Raw genomic sequence first — 19,645 nt, forward strand, 5'->3', positions numbered from 1 at the left:
GATTTCTTTGCGTCCTTGGCGTCTCGGCGGTAAAAATTACACCGCAAAGTCGCAGAAAGCGCAGAGGTTTTTAGTTTCCGGTTTCTACAGATGAATTTGTTTTTGCTTCAGCGTTTTTAATCACAGCTAATTCTGCTTTTGCTTCTTCAACTACTTCTGGATATTCAGTGAAGTTTTTAGTAACGCTTTCCAAAATATAAGTTGCTTGATACGCGTCGTTTAGCGCATAAAAGTTTTTAGCCATTAGCACCAAACCTTTTGCTCCATAAAGCTTATATCCCGAATAATCTTTAGCTAATTTCTGAACCGATGCATTTGAAGCCTCATAATTTCCTTCTTTGTTTTTGAAATAGGCATCGAAGTACAAGGCTTCAGCAGCAAGCTGGCCTGTTGCAATTTTTTGAACTTCGGCATAAGCTGTTTTAGCTTTAGCTTCGTTGTTTGTTTTCATTGCAGAACGTGCAATAATTACTTGCGCATCACTCTTAATGGAGTTATCAATTTTTGAATTCTGTAAAACCTTTTCAGCATAGTTTACTGCTTCAGCATACTTCTTCAACTCGTAAGAAGCCTTCATACTGTTAGTCTGCGCAAAGATGATATTCTGTGGAAAATCTGCTTCAGCCTCTAATCTTGTTAAGTATTTTAAAGCACTCTTATAATCTTGCTTCCCTAAATACAATTCTGAAACTCTCGATAGTGCCTGTTCTGTAAATTCGCTTCTCTCACGATTTACAACATATTCAAAATGTGGAATAGCTTTATCTGAAGCCTTGTTTGCAAAATAAATCTGACCTAAATAGAAGTGCGCTTTTAATGCGTGTTGACCATTTGGAAACTCCTTTAAATATTCTTGAAAACGACCTTGTGCTTGTGACTGTTTGTTTTCTAGATAAGGTTGTTCCGCTGCGAGATAAGTTGCATCATCAAGCTCTGTATCGCCAACTTGCACATACTCTAAATCTTTTACCCAACGTGCATATTCATCTACATTACCTTGGTCTATATAAATGATTTTTGCAGATGATACTGCTTGTAAAGCTTCTTGTGTAGATGGAAAATCTTTCGCTACTCGTTTAAAAATAGCTAAGGCCTCATTACTCCTTCCGGTGTTGTCGTAAATAAGCGCTTTTTTAAGCAATGCCTTCGGAACGAAGATACTGTTTGGCGTATCGCGAATCATTTGATCGTAAGCCGAAATTGCTTCTGTGTTTTTATTTTGAGCTACATACGTATTTCCTAATTCGTATAAAGCATCATCACGGTAAACCGACTTTGGATATTTCTTAGAAAACGCAATTAACTCCTCTATTTTCTTTTCGCTTCTATCTACAAAACCATAGCTTATAGCTTTTTGGAATTCTGCATAGTCGTTGTTACCGCCTAATTCAACTGCAGTATTGTAATTTTCCATTGCCGGCCAGTATTGGCTTGTAACAAAATAACTATCTCCCAAACGTAAATAAGCATCTTTCTTTCTTACATTTTCGGTCGAAGATGAACTTACATAACTTTTAAAGTTTGAGATAGCATCAGCATAATTTTTTAGTTTGAATTGATTGTAAGCCACATTGTACTTCAAATTTTTATATTCTGAAGTATTTTGAGAGCCTGCTAACTTTGCAAACTTATTATAACCACTTAAAGACTTTTCATAGTTTGCCAATTGATAATCACTTTCTGCCTTCCAATATGTTGCGCGAGCAGTGAAATCTTGGGCTTGTGGTTCTTTCAAACTCTTATCGAAATAGACGATAGCTTCGTTGTAATTCGATTCGTTATAAAGCTCTATTCCTCTGAAAAAAGCAACTTTTTGGTAAGCCGCCTTATCTGCGAAATTCTTGTTGTTTTCCAGTAACTCAAGCGCTTCTTTATAGTTTTTGGAAGTGATGTAGCTGTCTATCAGTAACTTTTTAAGCTCATCGTTATTAGCGTTGTTTGGATATTTCTCTATAAAAGAAAGAATAACTTGTGGCGTGCTTTTGTAGCTATTCCCGATCTCGTAACTCAGTTTTGCATAGTTTAAATACGCATCTTCTTGAATTTCGGCACTGAAATCCATTTCTGAAGCATTTTTAAAAGCGTTTAATGCTTCTTGTTTTTTGTTCAGTTTTAAATAACTTTCAGCTAAATGGTAATAAGCATTTTGCGCAACTGCATTCTTTCCGTCAATAATTTTATTGAATTCACCAATAGCTTTTTCAAAATCTCCTTCTTTGTAATACGCATAACCTAGCAGGTAATAATCTGTATTATTCCATTTACCACGGGTTCCTTTGTATTCCTTTAAATAAGGAATAGCTTCGGAATATTGCCCTAGGTTAAAATAGCTTTCACCTATAATTTTTGAAAGTTGGCTTTTTTCAGCAGGAGAAGAATTATTAAATTGCTCCTTTCCCATATCTATTGCTTTCTGAAAGTTGCCAAGTTTGAAGTTCATATCGGCTTGGTAGTAGCTTAAGTCTTCCGAATAGCGCTCCTCCCCTTTTACATCTTCAAAGTTTTTATTTGCTTCCTCGTAATCATCACCTTCATAAGCGATAAACCCTAAATAGTATTTTGCTTGCGAACCGTATTCTTGTGATGTAATCACTCTATTGAAGTAGTTTTTTGCCTCGTCGTAACGTTTCGCTTTAAAATAAACGTATCCATTATTAAAGTTAAAACGCTCTTTCTCACTTCGGCTTAAACTAAATTCATCAACCTTGTTGTACCATTTTTGAGCGTGAGAATATTTTCCATTGTCGAAATAGTAATTTGCAACATCTATATACGCAGAGTTTCGTTTTAAACTAGTAGGATGATTTTCGACAAACGACTCCATTAATTGATCGGCATTTTGTTGATTTAAGCGAACAGCTGCATTAGCAATGTAGTAAGCACAGTCGCTTTGCACTGTTTCATCATCTGAACTATTTTTTATTTTATCGAAAAGACTTTGGGCTGCTAAGTACTGCCCATTATTATACATCTCCAAAGCCTGGTTGAATTCTGCCAGGTGATTTGTAAACACGGCTGTTTGCTGTGAAAAAGATGAAAATGAAAGGAATAGAAAAAGCGAAAAGACTAGAAAATTCTTAATCATTATTTACAGTTTTTGAATGCGTAAAGATATTTAACTTTAAGTGTAGCTTTCTTCTATACTGTAACTTTTAAGGTTTAATTAACGAATAATTTTAAGAGTGATTTTCCTTAGAAGATAACGCTGTAAATGGGAAATAAGTATGTAAAGCTAAAAGAGAATTTAACATTGATTAAAACACTTGAAAAAAATACTGTAATTTTAAATTTTTTAAATCATTAATCCTGTTGTTATGAAGAAGTTATTAATTATAAGTGTGGTTTTATTGACAGTTTCCGCCACTGCCCAACGCAATCCTTTTAAGAATTTAACCGAGAAAAACGGCAAAATAGGTATTGGCACTTCAAATCCAGACGAATTATTAACTGTAAAAGGAAAAATACACACCCAAGAGGTTTTAGTAGATTTGGATGGAGCGGTCGCACCTGATTATGTTTTTGAAAAATACTTTACTGGCACTTCTAGCTTGATGCCAGAATACAACTTAATTTCATTAGAAGAATTAGAATTGTATTTAAAAGAAAACAACCACTTGCCAAATATCCCATCGGCCGATACAATGAAAGCGGAAGGCATTTCGTTAAAAGAAATGAACTTGCTACTTCTTCAAAAAATTGAGGAATTAACGCTGTACACACTTCAGCAGCAAAAAGAAATTGATGCTTTAAAAGAAAAAATTTCAGATAATAAATAAGTAGTAGTAATCTGTTGCAGTTTGCGGTAATTCAAATTACTTTTGTCTCTCGGCTTCAATGGGAAACCTTAAACACTTATTACTCTTAACGCTTAACATACAACTTAAAAATGTCCAACCACGTATTACAATTAAAAGATGCCGTAATTTATCAAGGAGATAATTTGGTGCTTTCAGACGTTACTGTTTCTGTAGATAAAGGTGAATTTGTTTACCTAATCGGAAAAACAGGGACAGGAAAGAGTAGTTTTATGAAAACACTTTACGGAGATCTACCGCTTAAGGAAGGTCAGGGTGATATTGTTGGATACGATTTGGCTACTTTAAAAGAAAAAGACATTCCATTTTTAAGAAGAAAGTTAGGGGTAGTTTTTCAAGACTTTAAGTTGTTAAACGACCGTACTGTAAACGCCAATTTGCATTTTGTACTTACAGCAACCGGCTGGAAGGATAAGGCTGCTATGGAAAATAGAATAAACGAAGTGCTTGACAAAGTAGGGATGAAAACCAAAGCTTTTAAATACCCATATCAGCTTTCTGGTGGAGAGCAGCAACGTATTGCAATTGCTCGAGCTCTTTTAAACGACCCTGAACTAATTCTTGCCGATGAGCCTACGGGAAACTTAGACCCTCAAACAAGTGTTGAAGTGATGGAGGTTTTACGTGAAATAAACAAAAACGGAAATACTATTTTAATGGCAACTCACGATTATGCCTTACTACTAAAATACCCTTCAAAAACGCTAAAATGCGACGAAAATCAGATTTTTGAAGTTGTGCAGAAAACAGTATAAAAAAGTTGGTAGTCTTTAGTTGGAAGTAAAGTTTCGGGTAAAAGTCATGGTTCTCAACGACGTTATACAAAACGTCAATTCAAATTCAATCCTTCAGAATACTTGGATCGCGTAATTGAAGCTCACACTCTTTTTGAAGTGTTGGATCTATTTTTAGGTGGATTTTCCCTTTCGCATTTGGCTTTAGCACAGTATTTTTTCCAATTGTAATTCCTTTTTTAGACGTTAAGTTTAAACTGGCATCCTCTTTAAAAGTTTGATTTTGCAGTATTACTTCAGCGTGAGAAGTGAGTTTAAAATCCCATCGATTAAAACTTTGGTTTTCAATTGTAACAGGGCCTTTTTCAGCAAACATATCAAATACCATTTTTACAGCCCGTCCAGTATGTAGCATCCCTGCTCCGTATTTTCCGGCAAAAGGTTTGTTAGCTTCAATATGATCGATATTAGTAGATGTCATCTTTAAAATACTTTCAACTTCTGTAACCGGTAAACAAGGGTAAAGCGAAAACATCAACCCTATAGTTCCTGAAACTAATGGCGCTGCTGGTGAAGTTGCTTCAATAGTAATATAAACAGGTTTTCCTTCTTTAATACTATGAGTAAAACGCAATTGCCCATTGGATGGCGCTAAAATATCCACATCCTTATTTAAAGTAGTTACTGAAACAGGGTAAGTGCTAACGGCTTGAGTAATGTCGTTATTTTTAAACCCTCCTGTTCTCCCTACATATCCACGAATGTTTTCAATATAAAATTTATTATTATCGCTTTTTAAAATATTGTCTTCAATATTTTCGTATTTATAATTTACGGAAGAAACTGAAATAACATTATCATAGGAAGCTGGAAAGTAACTCATTTCGCCTTTATTTCTTTCCCATCCACGATTCCCGGCAGCTGCAACTAGTATGGTACCTCGCGCAAACATTTCATTTACCTCGTCTTGCACTTCTGGCGTGTTATAACTACCTACCCAACTACAATTAATAACTTTTGCCCCTGCTTTTGATAACTCTTGCAGTATTTCAAAAGTTCTAAATCTGCCATAAGTAGTGCCGTAGATAGCACAATCATAACAAACGCCTGGAATACCGTAACCGTTATCGCCTTGGGCTGCGGCTATCGCTGCTACCGAAGTGCCATGACCATCAACATCGGGAGATTTGTGGAATATCGTTGTTTTATCTTTTAAATCTATATTAGTGGTATCAATAGCTCCATCTGATATACCAATTACCGTTTTGCTATCTCCTGTAGTATAGTACCAAGCTTCGGGTAATCCGAGAAAATCTAAATAATCAAGGTTAACGGCAAACCCCTCATTCCCTCCTATCGTACTTGTAAGCCCATAATCATTAGGTTCAAAAATTTTCTTTTGTTCGTCAGGAATTATTTCCCCTCTTTTAAATAAACCTCCAGAAGTTTGAAGTAAATCTTCTAGTAAAAACGAATTGTCTGCAATTACAAAAAATGTTGCATTCAAATCTTCCTTTTTAGCTTTTCGATAGGTTTTTTTGAATTCAGAAATCTTATAGTTTTTGAGGACAGATTTCAACCTTGAATTGTTGCCGCTATATTTTAAATAATTCCCTTCTTTTACAAAGGGCACCTCAACGGTAGAATCTCTTGCGGTTAAATAAAACCAAGAATCACTCTGTGCTGTGGAGGGTATGGAGATGATTAAACAAAATATAACTATCAGGTAATGTTTCATAGTTTAGCAAAATTAGTGACAAGATAAGAAGTTCGTTTGACTTTTGCCGTTAGTTACTTAATTTCTAAAAGTCTTTAGCGTATTTTAGCAAGTTGAAAAGCAAAGTAAGAAAATGATATCTATTTTAATACCAACTTACAATTATAATATTTACGAGTTAGTAGCTAAAATACACGCTCAGGTAGTTAAGTGTAATGTAGCTTTTGAAATTATAGTTTGTGAAGACGCTTCGGATAGTTTTTTAACTGAAAACAGAAAGATTAAGGAACTTCGCCACACTGAACATCAGGTATTAAAAAATAACATAGGAAGAACCTCCCTTAGAGATTTACTGGCAAAAAAAGCCGTCCATAATTGGGTGCTGTTTTTAGATGCAGATGTGCTTCCAAAAAATGAGGATTTCATAAAAAACTATATAGTAACTATAAAAAATTCCGATTCCGAAGTAATATTAGGAGGTATTTGTTACAAAAAAGAGAAACCAGAACCTTCTAAAATGCTTCGATGGATATATGGGGTTGAACGTGAAACAAAACCTTTGGAAGCAAGAAACAAAGACCCATACACTATTGTTTCATCAAACCTTCTTATTAAGAAGGATATTTTTTTGGAAACCAATACGATAGACGAAAAGTTTTATGGTATGGACAACTTTTTTTCCAATCAATTAAAAAGAAAAGATATCAAAGTAAAACACATTGAAAATCCGGTTATCCATCTTGGATTAGAAGATAATAAGGTTTTTCTAAAAAAAGCCTTAGCCGCAGTTGAAACTACGGTTATTCTAGAAGAAAAAGGATTTATGGACAATAATATGCGACCCATTCAAAAAAGTTATTTAAAACTTAAAAAGTATCATTTAGTAAATAGCTTTAGTTTCATAGTTTCTAGGTTTAGAAAAACCATGGAGCGTAATTTCAATTCTGATAATCCAAATTTATTCTGGTTCGATCTTTATAGATTAAACTATTACATTCAACTTAAGAAAGAGCAAAATGCCTAGATTTTCTGTAATTATACCACTTTATAACAAAGAAGAGGATTTCCCATCCACTCTAAAAAGCGTTATGAGTCAAACCTTCAAAGATTTTGAAGTGATAATAGTTAACGATGGCTCTACAGATAACAGTTTAGCAGTTGCAGAATCCATTAAAGATAGTCGCATAAAAATATATAGCAAAGAAAATGAAGGTCTAGCAGCCACACGAAATTATGCAGTAGCAAAAGCCACTTCAGAAAATGTTGTATGGATAGATGCAGATGACTATTGGTTGCCTTGGCACTTAGAAAATATAGATGCTATTTTAGCAAAATTTCCAGAGGCGCATTGGTTTGCCACAGCATACAATAAAAAACACAATGATAAATTAACTCGAAAAATGGTTTCCCCCTTTGCAGATATAACTGAGGATTGGATTGGACAGGTAAACTATTTTGAATATAGTCTAGCCGATTCTGCGGCAACAGGTTCTAGTATCGGGTTTAAGAAGCGGTTTTTTCAAAACCTTGGAGGTCATAATACCGATATAACTTTCTCTGAAGATACCGATTTATGGATACGAGCTGCATTAAAAGCACCTTTGGCTTTTTCAAATAAAGTATCTACTGTTATAAATTTAGATTCGAACAATCGCCTTAATCACAGTAGCTTAAAATCACGAATTTACCCAGACTTCGATCTTTATGACAAAGAAGCAGAAACCAATCCGGCACTAAAGCAATATTTAAATGTACACAGATATTCTATTGCAATTCAGTATAAGCTAGCAGGAGATAAAGCAAATTTTGAAAAGTATAAAAGCAAATTGATTTTGGAAGGATTAAACGCCAAACAAAAATTATTACTTTCCCTACCAAGGCAAGTTTTAATAAAGTCGAAAGCGTTTAAAGAGTTCTTACATCAATCTGGCTTCTATTTCAGTACTTATCGGTAAAATTTCTCAAATTCTGAATATTCACGGATGTAATCCGACTCTAAGAAAACATCTGAAGAAAACACCACACAAATCGCTCCTGAAGAGAAATCGCCAAGTTCACGCCAAATACCTGTAGGAATAAGCAATCCTTTATTGGGCTTGTTTAAAGTAACTGTTTTCTTATTTATTCCATCGTCCAGTATTACCTCAAAACTTCCGCTAACTGCTATTAGGAACTCTTGTTGTTCTTTGTGGGCATGTCCTCCTCTATGGGCATCACTAGGAACATCATACAAATAATACACACGCTTAAAATCAAAAGGTAAGGTGTCTCCTTCTATAACCGCCAAATTTCCACGATGATCGGCAATTTTAGGAATATCTAACACCTGGCAATTATCAATTGTATTTTTCATTTGGTTTTGTTTTGTTGTAATCGGCTATACTTTTGAATCCAACTTTTATTTTATGAGGAATCTCCGACAGTGAAATATATTTTTTTCTATAGATAAAGAACACAAATTTGAACACCCAAATATAACTGAAAATTCCATAGTCATATGTTTTAATGGCCGCCTTAGCATACAGCAGTCTATCACTTTCTACATCATCACTAGAAGATAGTGGAGGATGTATGGTTATATATTCAGGATAAAAATATGGCGTTAATCCAAGCTTTTTTGCATCGGTAAGAAAAACAAAGTTTTCAGCATCTTCAAATTGTGCTCCTAGCCCGAATCGTTCATCAAAAAACAATTTTTTATTTAAGACCTCAGAAAGCTTAAATGATATTTCAATAGACAGTGTTTTCTGAGTTACAAACCTGTTATGATCCATCCCTTTTTTAGGATACTCCCAATAATCTTTTCCTTCGGTGGTAAGCGTTTTAAACGTAATAATTGGATTTGGATGTGTATTATAAGCTTTTACAATTACTGCTGCAAAGCCTTTCATAAACACTACGTCATCATCTGTATTAAAACACAATGGCCCAATTGCATTTTGAATGGCTAGGTTTCTACTTTTTGAAAGTCCTTTTTCAAAAGAATTAATTACACGAATGTTTGGGTTACTAGATTCTAAAATTGAGTTTTCATCCGTTTGATTAACAATCAACACTTTAAACCCTTCCATTCCAGATTCCGCAAACATAGCATTTAGAAAGTCCAAGGATGTTCGGTGCATGGTCGCCACCAAAATCTCCAAATCTGTGGTTTTATATGTATATTCGGGCATCAATTTTCGTTTAAGCAAATGTATCGAAAATGAAATCGAAATCGAAGTTGAAATCGAAATCGAAATAATAAATTAGAGAATATTACATACCGATGAAAGTTTTATTAATAGGTGAATATAGCCGACTGCACAATTCATTAAAAAAAGGATTAGAGGTTTTAGGACACGAAGTAACGCTTGTGGGTACTGGCGATATGTTTAAAAAATTTCCTGTAGATGAAAGCATTAGAGCAGAATGGCTAAGTGATAAAACTTTCCCTTTATTGTTTAGAAAAATATGGTTACGTCTCTTTAAAAAAGATCCCGCACAATGGGAAATAGGCTATCGTTTTAAAAAATTACTGCCGAAACTTAAAGATTATGATGTTGTTCAACTCATAAATTCGCATAGTATTGGCACCTATCCTGAATCTGAAATAAAGCTTCTAAAAACACTATTTGCACAGAATGGAAAGGTGTTTTTAATGGGTTGTGGCGATGATTATCCGGTTATAAAATCATATCTAGACGGTAGTATGCGCTACCATATGCTTACGCCCTATTTAGAGCCAAATTCAAAAATGAAGGCAGATTTTGCCTTAAAATACCTTACCGAACCCTACAAAAAACTGTTTCACTTTGTATATAAAAATGCAAAAGCTGTTATTCCAAGCGATATGGATTATGTGATTCCCTGGCGAGGTTGGGACAAGGTTGCAGCACTTATTCCGAATCCAATTATAATTTCAGAAGAATATACTCCCATTAAAATTGAAAACAGAAAAATTAGAATCCTGTTTGGAATAAACACAATGAACTATGAGAAGAAGGGATATCGATTTTTTGATGAAGCATTAGATATAATCGAAGAGAAATATCCTGAACTAGTTGAAATTAAACGCACCAAAAACTTGCCGTTTAGCCAATATGTAAAAGAATTAGAGCATTGTGATATTTTAATGGACAATGTTTACGCTTACGATCAGGGTTATAATGCCCTGGAAGCTATGTCTCGTGGTAAAGTAGTGTTTGGAGGAGCCGAAAAAGAATTTATGGAGCATTTTAAGCTTAAGGAAAGAGTAGCCATAAATGCACTACCCGATGCTAAAAAAATTGCTGAAGAACTTGAATATCTAGTTTTAAATCCTGACAAAATTGAAAGCATTGGGAGTAATGCAAGGAAGTTTATTGAAAAAGAACACAACTATATAGTAGTTGCTGAAAAATATCTCGATGTTTGGAAATCTACTTAAACCTCAGCTTTTATTTTATTTTTTCTGAAATAACGTATTATTAAAAATAAAACTACCAAAAAGTAAATTACATATCTAAAGAAGTGTGCCATAACAATCCCCTCCATTCCATAACTATTAACCAAATAATTGGCAAATCCATAAAACAAAGCAATGGAGAGTATTTCAGTGAATACATAGTTTATTACTAGTTTTTTAGCCAAAAATTGATGTGCCAAAACCAAAGAAGCTAACCGAACAAAATCACCCATCAATTGCCATTTAAAAAGTTCGGCCATTTCGACTTGCCCCGGGTAAATTAACTCTATAATTATATTTCTAAATAAAAAAACCAATACCATCCCTCCTGCAAAAAGAGGCAGAAGCACTTTATAAATAGACAGCACTTCTTTTTTAAAATTTTCGGCACTGTGAATTCCAGCAAATTTCGGAATTACGTACAGGGTAAAAATTGAAGCTGAAAAAACCATGTAATTATTGGAAATAAAAGTCATATTAGTCCAGATACCAGACTCCCGTCCCGAAATTTTATCTTCCAGCATGGCGCGAATATCAATATCTACTAGAGGGATTAGAACTGACGAAACAAAAGACATTAAGGTAAAAGCCAAGAGTGCTCTTGCCATGGGAGCTTTTATTCTCAAGCTTTTAAACTGAATATATTCCCTGAGAACCTTAATAAAAAAAAACAACATTACCGAAACCTGAATAGCAGGAGTAATTATAATTGACACTAAAACCCCCTCTAGATTGAACTGAAAGAGAAAAAAAACTGTTAAAATTGTACTTAACAGATAGCTAAACAATTCAATTTTAGCAAATTTCTTATATTCGGAAAGACCGTTGATTATACCATTAAAGATTCTTTGAACAGCTATAAATGGAACGATTACAGCAATTAATTTCACTAAAAATGAAAACTCTGTAGTTGAAAATAAATACGTGCTTATTTCTGAAGAAAACAATAACAGTACTGTACTTGTTATCGAAACACCTATAATTAAAAATACAAAAACCGTAGAAAATAAACGTTGTAACTTTATTTCCTCATTTTTATATACTGCAATGTATTTTACAATTCCATTAAATGTCCCTAATGAAGTAACCGAAGTTAAAAGCTGCGAGAAACTTCTGAGTTGCCCTATTTTGTACTGCCCGACAGGCCCAACATACTCGGTCAATAATCGTTGGATGATAGCAGAAACAACCAATCTAATAAAGATCACCCCTGCATTCAAAGAGGTCATCTTCAACAATAAATTCCTCTTTATAAAACCTGGAATCTTCAATTAGTATGCGTTTAAAGTTTTTATAATCTTTTCCACATCAGCATCCGTCAATATCGGACTTATTGGAATACTTATCACTTCGTCATGAATCTTTTCAGTATTGGGAAAACTCAAATGTGAATATTCTGAAAGGGCTTCTTGCTTATGGGGTGGAATTGGGTAATGTATTAAATGACCTATTCCATTTCTATCCAAGTAATCTATAAATCCGTTTCTATTATCAACGCGAACAACAAACAAGTGAAAAATATGACTATCACTTTCGTCGTATTTTGGAAGGACTATCTTTTTATTGCTAATTTCAGCTCTATATTTTTTCGCAATCGTTCTTCTGCGTTCATTATCATCGTCTAAGTAAGGTAACTTACAATTCAAAAAAGCGGCTTGAAGCTCGTCAAGTCGAGAATTGAACCCTAAAATTTCATTTACATATTTAGTGATAGCCCCGTAATTTCGAAGTTTACTGATAACATCTGCCAGAGCATCGTCGTTCGTGGTAACCGCTCCCCCATCCCCAAGAGCGCCAAGGTTTTTGGTGGGATAAAAACTAAACCCCGCCGCATCCCCAAGATTCCCAGCTCGCTTTCCATTATTTGCTATTGCCCCATGGGCTTGGGCAGCATCTTCAATTACCAAAAGATTGTTTTCTTTAGCAATCGTTAAAATTTCATCTATAGCTGAAATCTGCCCGTAAAGATGCACAGGCATAATTGCTTTTGTGGTACCTGAAATTGAATTTTGTAAGGAAATTAAATCAAAATTGTAAGTGTCTAAATCTGCTTCTACAAGTACAGGTTTTAATCCCGCATGCTTAATGGCGAGTATCGTGGCTATATATGTATTAGAGGCTACTAGCACCTCATCGTTCTCTTTTAGCTTCCCAAGAACCTTGTACCCTTCTAAAATCAATCGTAAGGCATCCAATCCATTTCCTACACCCACACAATGATTTGTACCACAATAGCGCGCAAAATTGGCTTCAAAGAGCTTTACTTGGCTTCCCAAAATATAATAGCCTGAATCTAAAAACTTTTGAAAGCTATTCTGAAAGGCTGTTTCAAAGCGTTGATTTATACTTTTTAAATCTAGAAATGGAATCATACAAAAATGGATTCTAAGTTTTTATAGTTTGAAGTTTTCACTTTATAAAAAGACTGCGCGATACTTCTACCGCCAAAACATTCTTTCCAATAAAGTAAGCCTTCGTTAATATTTTTTCCTTGATTTTCGTTGGAAGCTCCAAAGTCAAAATACAACTTTTTAGCAAAGCGCTCTCGCAACAAGTATTCAAATAAAAAATCCAAAGTGCCCAGTTGTTGTTTATCCTGATTAGCCGAAATATATTGCGCGTGTGCAACTGTATCTGTTTCAAAGATAGTTGCGCCGCCAACAATTACAGTATCTTTATAAACATTAAATTGCTTAATGTTTTTAGGAAAAGAATTAGCTAATAATTTAATTTCCGCCAAACTATGAACAGGCGAAGCTCCGTGTTTCAGTGAGAGGTTTGGAGTAAGAATTTGATTCCAAAACGCTGCAAAATCATCAGTCTCTTCAATTTTAAGATTTTGGTTAATTCCTTTTTTAACCCCTTCCATTCTATTAGACGCAATTTTAATCGGGTTTCTATTATCAATTACACAAAGTAAATCTACGCGGTAAGGCTTTGCTTCCACAATATTTAACAACCAATCTAATTCGTCTGAAGGCACCCGATGATATATTCTAGGCGTTTGCTTTATGACAACCTCAACAATCTCCGCTTTATACAAATACTTTAAAATACTTTTAAAAATAAGAGCCGTCTCTTTAAACTTAACCGAAGTCTTGAGAATTATCCCGCCGTAACTTAGCCCTTGATGTGAGTAAACTTTGTTTTCTATCACATTGGCAGGGAATACGCCTACTACTTTGTTTTTCTTGTAAACAACAAGCGAATGGTCTTCAAAACGATCGGAATGATAGTCCATAAAATCTCTATGGAATAGAAATGTGCCGTTTTTTGAAGACATCACAAAGTTGTTCCACAAAGCTTTATCTTCAGGCGCATATTTTTTTACGGTAAAAGTACTAGTGTCCAATGATTTTGCTTTTAAAAATGACATTTTACATTATCCTGTAAAACTAAAATTTATTTTTAGTTTTACAGTTCTATAAATAACATATTAAAACCTCCAATTAATTGAAATATTCTTTAAAGTTTACAAAAGTTTCAAAAAAGGATATTTTATGGCTATTACTATATATTGGCGTTTTTATATATTTTGTTTTTCAACCTCCAATATATTCGCCAGACACTGGAAGCTATTGGCATCTGGATGTATTTCGATACCCCATCTACCCGCTGTTTTTAAGAGGATTCGAATTTATTTTTGGCAATAATTATTGGACTGCCGTTGTGGCTTTTCAATTACTATTCGTTTTAGGTTCTATTCAAGTTTTCTTTAAAAACATTTCAAATTTACTGAAACTAAACTTTGTATTGGAGTTGCTATTATTTGCAATACTATTATTTCCGATATTTCCTCCCTTACTTACCGCAAACAACTTAGCTTCCGAAGGACTTTCGTACCCGCTATATTTATTATTAATATCCTTCGCAATAGACTTTCTATTTAGAGAGAAGACAAAAAGAATTTATTTTTTTTCAGCCGTCTTTATTGCTTTAGCACTAACTCGCGGGCAGTTTGTAATTATCGTTCCAATTATTGTTTTCCTCTTACTTCTGAAACACAAGAAAAACATTTTCAGAAAATCGCATTTAAAATATTTGCTGTTGCTTATCCTACTACCTATAATAACCAACACCCTAGACGCCACTTATAGAAAAGCAGTTCATAAACACTTTATTACTACACCATTTACTTTTACAAATGCTCTTACGCTTCCTTTGTATATTTCAGAGAAAAAAGACAGTTCACTTTTTGAAAACCCAGCCCATAAAGCTATCTTTCTTAAAACGTATAAACGCATAGATAGTTTAGGGTTATTGAGCTCCAAAGTTAAAGGGGATTATAGCGCAAAATATCAAGTTTTTCACGATAACTTTCCTTATATATGCAATCAAAGTTTTCACAATATAGGGAGGGAATATTACAAAGATGAAAACGATCCCTTTAAAAGCGCTATAGATACAGAAATTGCTGCGAAACAAATGTTTCCGGAACTCTTAAAAGCACATTTTAAAGATTATATTTCGCTTTATTACACCAGTGTTATGCACGGCTTTTATTCGGTATTTATTTTTATTTTCTTTGTTATTATCTGTATTTACAGCGGCTTAAAATGTTTGAAAAAATTTAATTTAGAAAACGGTTTACTGTTTTTTGGAAGTCTTTTAATATTATCTAATGCATTAATTGTAGCTGTGGCAGTTCATACAATTATGAGGTATGTATTCTATAATTTTGCAATGGCATTTATTATAATAGTATTACTCTCTAAAAAATTAACCTACACAAGATGAATATAGAACTAAGCATAGTAATGCCGTGTCTGAACGAAGCTGAAACACTTGCAGTTTGTATAAATAAAGCGCAATCGTTTTTTGAACGCGAAAATATTAGCGGGGAAGTAATTATTGCGGATAATGGCAGTACCGATGGTTCTCAAAAAATTGCAACCGACTTAAACGCAAGGGTGGTTAATGTGCCTCAAAAAGGGTATGGAAGCGCCTTACGCGGGGGCATTGAAGCTGCAAATGGAAAATATGTAATTATGGGTGATGCCGATGACAGTTACGACTTTAGCAACCTAATGCCTTATGTGATTAAACTTCGTGAAGGGTATGATTTAGTAATGGGTAACCGTTTTAAAGGTGGTATTAAAAAAGGAGCTATGCCTTTTCTTCATAAATACTTAGGGAATCCTGTGCTCTCATTTATTGGAAGGCTATTCTTTAAAAGTAAAATTGGAGATTTTCATTGTGGTCTGCGTGGGTTTAGTAAAGAAGCCTATTACAAAATGGAGCTTAAAACTACGGGAATGGAGTTTGCCAGTGAAATGATTGTAAAATCCAGTCTTAAAGACTTAAAAATTACTGAGGTTAACACCATTCTCTCTCCAGATGGACGCTCCCGCCCTCCACATTTAAATACTTGGCGAGATGGATGGAGACATTTACGGTTTTTAGTGCTTTACAGTCCTAATTGGCTCTTTTTAATCCCAGGATTGTTACTTTTTATCTTTGGGATTATAACTTCTAGTTTTTTACTGTTTGGAACGGTAAGTATAGGCTCAGTTAATTTTGGAGTTCATACACTTCTCTTCACTTCAGGTTTTGTATTGATTGGCTTTCAATTTATTCTTTTTTATGGCCTTACTAAAGTGTTTACTGTAGAAAATGAATTACTCCCAAAATCGAATAAATATGATAAACTCTTTAAATTAATCAATTTAGAGAAAGGTTTGATTGTTGGGGCTATACTAGTGATAATTGGAATTATACTAAGTTTTTCTGCTTATTTTGATTGGCAAGCAATAAATTTTGGAGATATAGAAAACACTTCTACCCTCCGAAGCGTTATCCCCGCAATTACCCTAATGCTATTAGGCGTGCAAGTGATTTTGTTTAGCTTATTTTTCAGCATCCTAGGATTAAAAAAATAATAGCTTTTCTTAAATGCTTGTTGTAATAATTTAAATACTCGAGCGCTTCTAAAAAGGTAAAGTAATAGTTTCTGGTTTGATGAATTCTTTAGAATACGGATTTTCTAAAAAACTTAGCGGTGGTTTCTGAAACTTAAGAATATCTTCTCGCTCTATACCATAAACACTCCAATAATTAGAAAGCAACTGTGCAAAAATGTTTTCATCCCAAAATCCAAAAATTGGTTTTTCGGAAGTACCTTCTATTGGAAGCGCTTCAATAGTAATCCCATTTTCGCCGCTTTCAATATTAAACTCAGGTTTGTACTGTAGAATATAGTCTGAATAGTGGAAACGTGCATATAACTCTTCAAATTGAATAGGATGCAATACGTTTCCTTTCATTTTATCTAGAATATCTTTCTGACTTTCAGCAATGATACCAGCGTCTTGCAAACAAGCAATAAATCCAAAGCCATTTACACCAAACGAGAACATCAAGTTAATAGCATCATCGCGATAGCTAAAAATATCTGCTGAATATTTAAGCGGGAAAATTGCAATACTCCAAGGCTTTTTTCCAACAAATGACACAGGCTCAATAATAGATTGAAGCATTAAGTGAAATTGTCCAAAGCGTTCTCTTAAGGCTAGCGAGAGTTTAAAATCCTCGCCTAAGCGTAATAGCCTATCCCTTTCATATAGCATTTCGTAATAAAGCAGGCCATACACCATTCTACCCGACCATTGGAAAATAAGCTCCTCGTCGAGCGCTGCCATTCCTTCATAGCCATCTTTGTATGCTTCTTGAATTTTAAGGTCTAATTCATCAAAAGCTTTTTTCACTTTAGGTGAACACGGTAATTCCAAATCGGCATACGTATAAGACTTGGTTTTATCCATCATCTCAATCTTTTCATCTCCAAACTTAAAATGATCCATTAACCACTGAGGGAAAACCGACATTTTTTCATTTGTTAAATCTCCTGTAAGAAAACAAAAGTGTTCGTCAAAAATTAATTCTAAGTAAGGATTAAAAAGCATTTCGGCCATAAAAGTTCGGGAATTAATCTTAAGATATTTTTTTTTGCAAATATAGCCATTAGCTTACATTAGGTCTGATGCATTTGCAAAAAGATTGTTCCAAAAAAAAAGACGTAAGACTTGAGTTTAGTTTAAAAACTAAAATCAATTGTCTTACGTCCTCTATAAAAAGGTTATTTACCTTTAATTATATTTTGTTTCTCTTACGATCAACCTCTTTTAAGTGAATTTTACGAATTCTCAAGTGGTTTGGAGTAACCTCAACGTATTCATCTTTTTGAATGTACTCTAAAGCTTCTTCTAATGAAAACTTAATTGCAGGAACAATTTTCGCTTTATCATCAGCTCCAGAAGATCGTACGTTCGAAAGTTTTTTAGTTTTAGTGATGTTAACTGTCATATCATCTTGACGAGAGTTTTCACCAATTACCTGCCCTTCGTAAATATCTTCACCTGGATCTACAAAAAACTTACCTCTATCTTGTAACTTATCTATAGAATAAGGGATAGCTGTTCCTGTTTCCATAGAAACTAAAGATCCGTTTTGTCTTTCTGGAATTCCACCTTTTAACGGTTGGTATTCTAGAAAACGGTGCGTCATAATTGCTTCACCTGCTGTTGCTGTAAGTAATTGGTTACGCAAACCAATAATACCACGAGATGGAATTACGAATTTACAAACCATACGGTCTCCTTTTCCTTCCATACTCAGCATTTCCCCTTTACGAATGGTCACCATATTAATAGCGGTTCCACTTACGGTTTCAGGTAAATCGATAGTCATTTCTTCAACTGGCTCACATTTTACACCGTCAATTTCCTTAACGATAACTTGTGGTTGTCCAATTTGAAGTTCATAACCTTCACGACGCATTGTTTCAATTAAAACTGAAAGGTGCAAAACGCCACGGCCAAAAACCATAAATTTATCTGCACTATCCGTCGGCAGCATACGCAACGCAAGGTTTTTCTCTAATTCTTTTTCAAGTCTTTCCTTAATGTGGCGCGATGTAACGAATTTTCCATCTTTTCCAAAGAAAGGTGAATCGTTAATAGTGAAAAGCATACTCATTGTAGGCTCATCAATCGCTATTGTTTGTAGTGCTTCAGGATTTTCCGCATCGGCAATAGTATCACCAATTTCGAAACCTTCAAGACCTACTAAAGCACAGATATCTCCAGGTTGTACTTCCGTAACTTTCTTACGGCCCATCCCCTCAAAAGTGTGGATTTCTTTAATTTTTGACTTTACAATTGAGCCATCTCGCTTCACTAAGGCTACTTGTAAACCTTCTTTCAATACACCTCTTTGTAAACGACCAATTGCGATTCTTCCTGTGAATGAAGAAAAGTCTAAAGATGTAATCAACATTTGTAGCGATCCCTCTTCAGCTTTAAAAGAAGGTACGTGTTCTAAAACCATATCTAATAATGGTTCAAGAGAATCGGTTGGTTTTTGCCAATCTGTACTCATCCAGTTCTGTTTTGCCGAACCATATACAGTAGGGAAATCAAGTTGCCATTCTTCGGCACCTAATTCGAACATTAGGTCGAAAATAGATTCGTGTACCTCATCTGGAGTACAGTTATCTTTATCTACTTTATTTACAACCACACAAGGCTTTAAACCTAGATCGATAGCTTTTTGTAATACAAATCGAGTTTGTGGCATTGGACCTTCAAAAGCATCTACTAAAAGTAATACTCCGTCGGCCATATTCAATACTCTTTCTACTTCACCACCAAAATCGGCGTGACCAGGAGTATCGATAATATTTATTTTTGTGTCTTTATAAACTACAGAAACGTTTTTTGATGTAATAGTAATTCCTCTTTCACGTTCAAGGTCGTTGTTATCTAAGATAAGCTCACCAGACTGTTCGTTTTCACGGAAAAGACTACAGTGGTGCATAATTTTATCAACCAGGGTAGTTTTACCGTGGTCAACGTGGGCAATAATGGCGATGTTTTTAATTTTCATAAACTTCCTCCTTTTTTTTGGAGGGTGCAAAAGTAGTGTTTATAAGTGGATTAGAAACAAAAGTTAACATTTT

General features: G+C 34.4%; 16 protein-coding genes. 7 read left to right on the forward strand and 9 right to left on the reverse strand.

The window, feature by feature from the left end; genetic code table 11:
- Nucleotides 1-70 precede the first annotated feature (70 nt).
- Nucleotides 71-3,085: a tetratricopeptide repeat protein gene (locus tag FHP04_RS11245; protein ID WP_139856239.1), complete on the reverse strand. Its 3,015-nt coding sequence runs from the start codon at nt 3,083-3,085 to the stop codon at nt 71-73.
- 229 nt (nt 3,086-3,314) lie between these two features.
- Between FHP04_RS11245 and FHP04_RS11250 the strand changes: the two genes are divergently transcribed.
- Together FHP04_RS11250 and FHP04_RS11255 are read left to right on the forward strand one after the other, a co-directional pair.
- Complete coding sequence (locus tag FHP04_RS11250; RefSeq protein ID WP_139856240.1) at nt 3,315-3,776, forward strand: hypothetical protein; 462 nt, start codon at nt 3,315-3,317, stop codon at nt 3,774-3,776.
- Nucleotides 3,777-3,886: 110 nt separating this feature from the next.
- Nucleotides 3,887-4,570, forward strand: coding sequence for a cell division ATP-binding protein FtsE (locus FHP04_RS11255; RefSeq protein WP_139856241.1), 684 nt, complete (start codon nt 3,887-3,889; stop codon nt 4,568-4,570).
- Nucleotides 4,571-4,655: 85 nt separating this feature from the next.
- Here FHP04_RS11255 and FHP04_RS11260 read toward each other — a convergent pair whose 3' ends face one another.
- Nucleotides 4,656-6,287 (reverse strand): S8 family peptidase, encoded by a 1,632-nt coding sequence (locus FHP04_RS11260; RefSeq protein WP_139856242.1) that lies wholly within the window; start codon nt 6,285-6,287, stop codon nt 4,656-4,658.
- 112 nt (nt 6,288-6,399) lie between these two features.
- Here FHP04_RS11260 and FHP04_RS11265 point away from each other — a divergent pair, with 112 nt between their 5' ends.
- Together FHP04_RS11265 and FHP04_RS11270 are read left to right on the forward strand one after the other, a co-directional pair.
- Complete coding sequence (locus FHP04_RS11265) at nt 6,400-7,290, forward strand: glycosyltransferase family 2 protein (protein ID WP_139856243.1); 891 nt, start codon at nt 6,400-6,402, stop codon at nt 7,288-7,290.
- Entirely contained in the window at nt 7,283-8,221 is a 939-nt protein-coding gene (locus tag FHP04_RS11270; protein WP_139856244.1) for a glycosyltransferase family 2 protein, read from the forward strand. Before FHP04_RS11265 ends, FHP04_RS11270 begins: the two co-directional genes overlap by 8 nt.
- On the opposite strand, the gene FHP04_RS11275 is transcribed toward FHP04_RS11270, so the two are convergent.
- Both FHP04_RS11275 and FHP04_RS11280 read right to left on the reverse strand, forming a co-directional pair.
- Nucleotides 8,212-8,619 carry a sugar 3,4-ketoisomerase gene (locus FHP04_RS11275; protein WP_139856245.1) on the reverse strand — a complete coding sequence of 136 codons (408 nt, stop codon included), beginning with the start codon at nt 8,617-8,619 and terminating at the stop codon, nt 8,212-8,214. The genes FHP04_RS11270 and FHP04_RS11275 overlap by 10 nt on opposite strands.
- Nucleotides 8,603-9,439 (reverse strand): glycosyltransferase family A protein, encoded by an 837-nt coding sequence (locus FHP04_RS11280; RefSeq protein WP_139856246.1) that lies wholly within the window; start codon nt 9,437-9,439, stop codon nt 8,603-8,605. The genes FHP04_RS11275 and FHP04_RS11280 overlap by 17 nt, the downstream gene beginning before the upstream one ends.
- Nucleotides 9,440-9,531: 92 nt before the next feature.
- On the opposite strand from FHP04_RS11280, the gene FHP04_RS11285 reads away from it, so the two are divergent.
- Nucleotides 9,532-10,671 (forward strand): glycosyltransferase family protein, encoded by a 1,140-nt coding sequence (locus tag FHP04_RS11285; protein ID WP_139856247.1) that lies wholly within the window; start codon nt 9,532-9,534, stop codon nt 10,669-10,671.
- Here the strand turns inward: FHP04_RS11285 and FHP04_RS11290 are convergent.
- From FHP04_RS11290 to FHP04_RS11300, 3 genes are read right to left on the reverse strand one after another with little or no spacing between them, the layout of a single operon-like run.
- Nucleotides 10,668-11,960: an O-antigen translocase gene (locus FHP04_RS11290; protein WP_139856248.1), complete on the reverse strand. Its 1,293-nt coding sequence runs from the start codon at nt 11,958-11,960 to the stop codon at nt 10,668-10,670. The genes FHP04_RS11285 and FHP04_RS11290 overlap by 4 nt on opposite strands.
- Nucleotides 11,961-13,061, reverse strand: a complete 1,101-nt coding sequence (locus FHP04_RS11295; protein ID WP_139856249.1) for a DegT/DnrJ/EryC1/StrS family aminotransferase — start codon at nt 13,059-13,061, stop codon at nt 11,961-11,963.
- A complete protein-coding gene (locus FHP04_RS11300; RefSeq protein WP_139856250.1) occupies nt 13,058-14,065 on the reverse strand; it encodes a GNAT family N-acetyltransferase in 1,008 nt (335 codons plus the stop codon). Before FHP04_RS11300 ends, FHP04_RS11295 begins: the two co-directional genes overlap by 4 nt.
- 77 nt (nt 14,066-14,142) lie before the next feature.
- Between FHP04_RS11300 and FHP04_RS11305 the strand changes: the two genes are divergently transcribed.
- Together FHP04_RS11305 and FHP04_RS11310 are read left to right on the forward strand one after the other, a co-directional pair.
- Entirely contained in the window at nt 14,143-15,426 is a 1,284-nt protein-coding gene (locus FHP04_RS11305; RefSeq protein WP_139856251.1) for a glycosyltransferase family 39 protein, read from the forward strand.
- Nucleotides 15,423-16,568: a glycosyltransferase family 2 protein gene (locus FHP04_RS11310; RefSeq protein ID WP_139856252.1), complete on the forward strand. Its 1,146-nt coding sequence runs from the start codon at nt 15,423-15,425 to the stop codon at nt 16,566-16,568. Before FHP04_RS11305 ends, FHP04_RS11310 begins: the two co-directional genes overlap by 4 nt.
- A gap of 48 nt (nt 16,569-16,616) precedes the next feature.
- On the opposite strand, the gene FHP04_RS11315 is transcribed toward FHP04_RS11310, so the two are convergent.
- Entirely contained in the window at nt 16,617-17,600 is a 984-nt protein-coding gene (locus FHP04_RS11315; protein ID WP_139856253.1) for a hypothetical protein, read from the reverse strand.
- Nucleotides 17,601-17,778: 178 nt separating this feature from the next.
- Nucleotides 17,779-19,572: a translational GTPase TypA gene (gene typA, locus FHP04_RS11320; protein WP_139856254.1), complete on the reverse strand. Its 1,794-nt coding sequence runs from the start codon at nt 19,570-19,572 to the stop codon at nt 17,779-17,781.
- Nucleotides 19,573-19,645 lie beyond the last annotated feature (73 nt).

The organism is Aequorivita sinensis (assembly GCF_006346335.1).
Classification (GTDB): Bacteria; Bacteroidota; Bacteroidia; order Flavobacteriales; family Flavobacteriaceae; genus Aequorivita; species Aequorivita sinensis.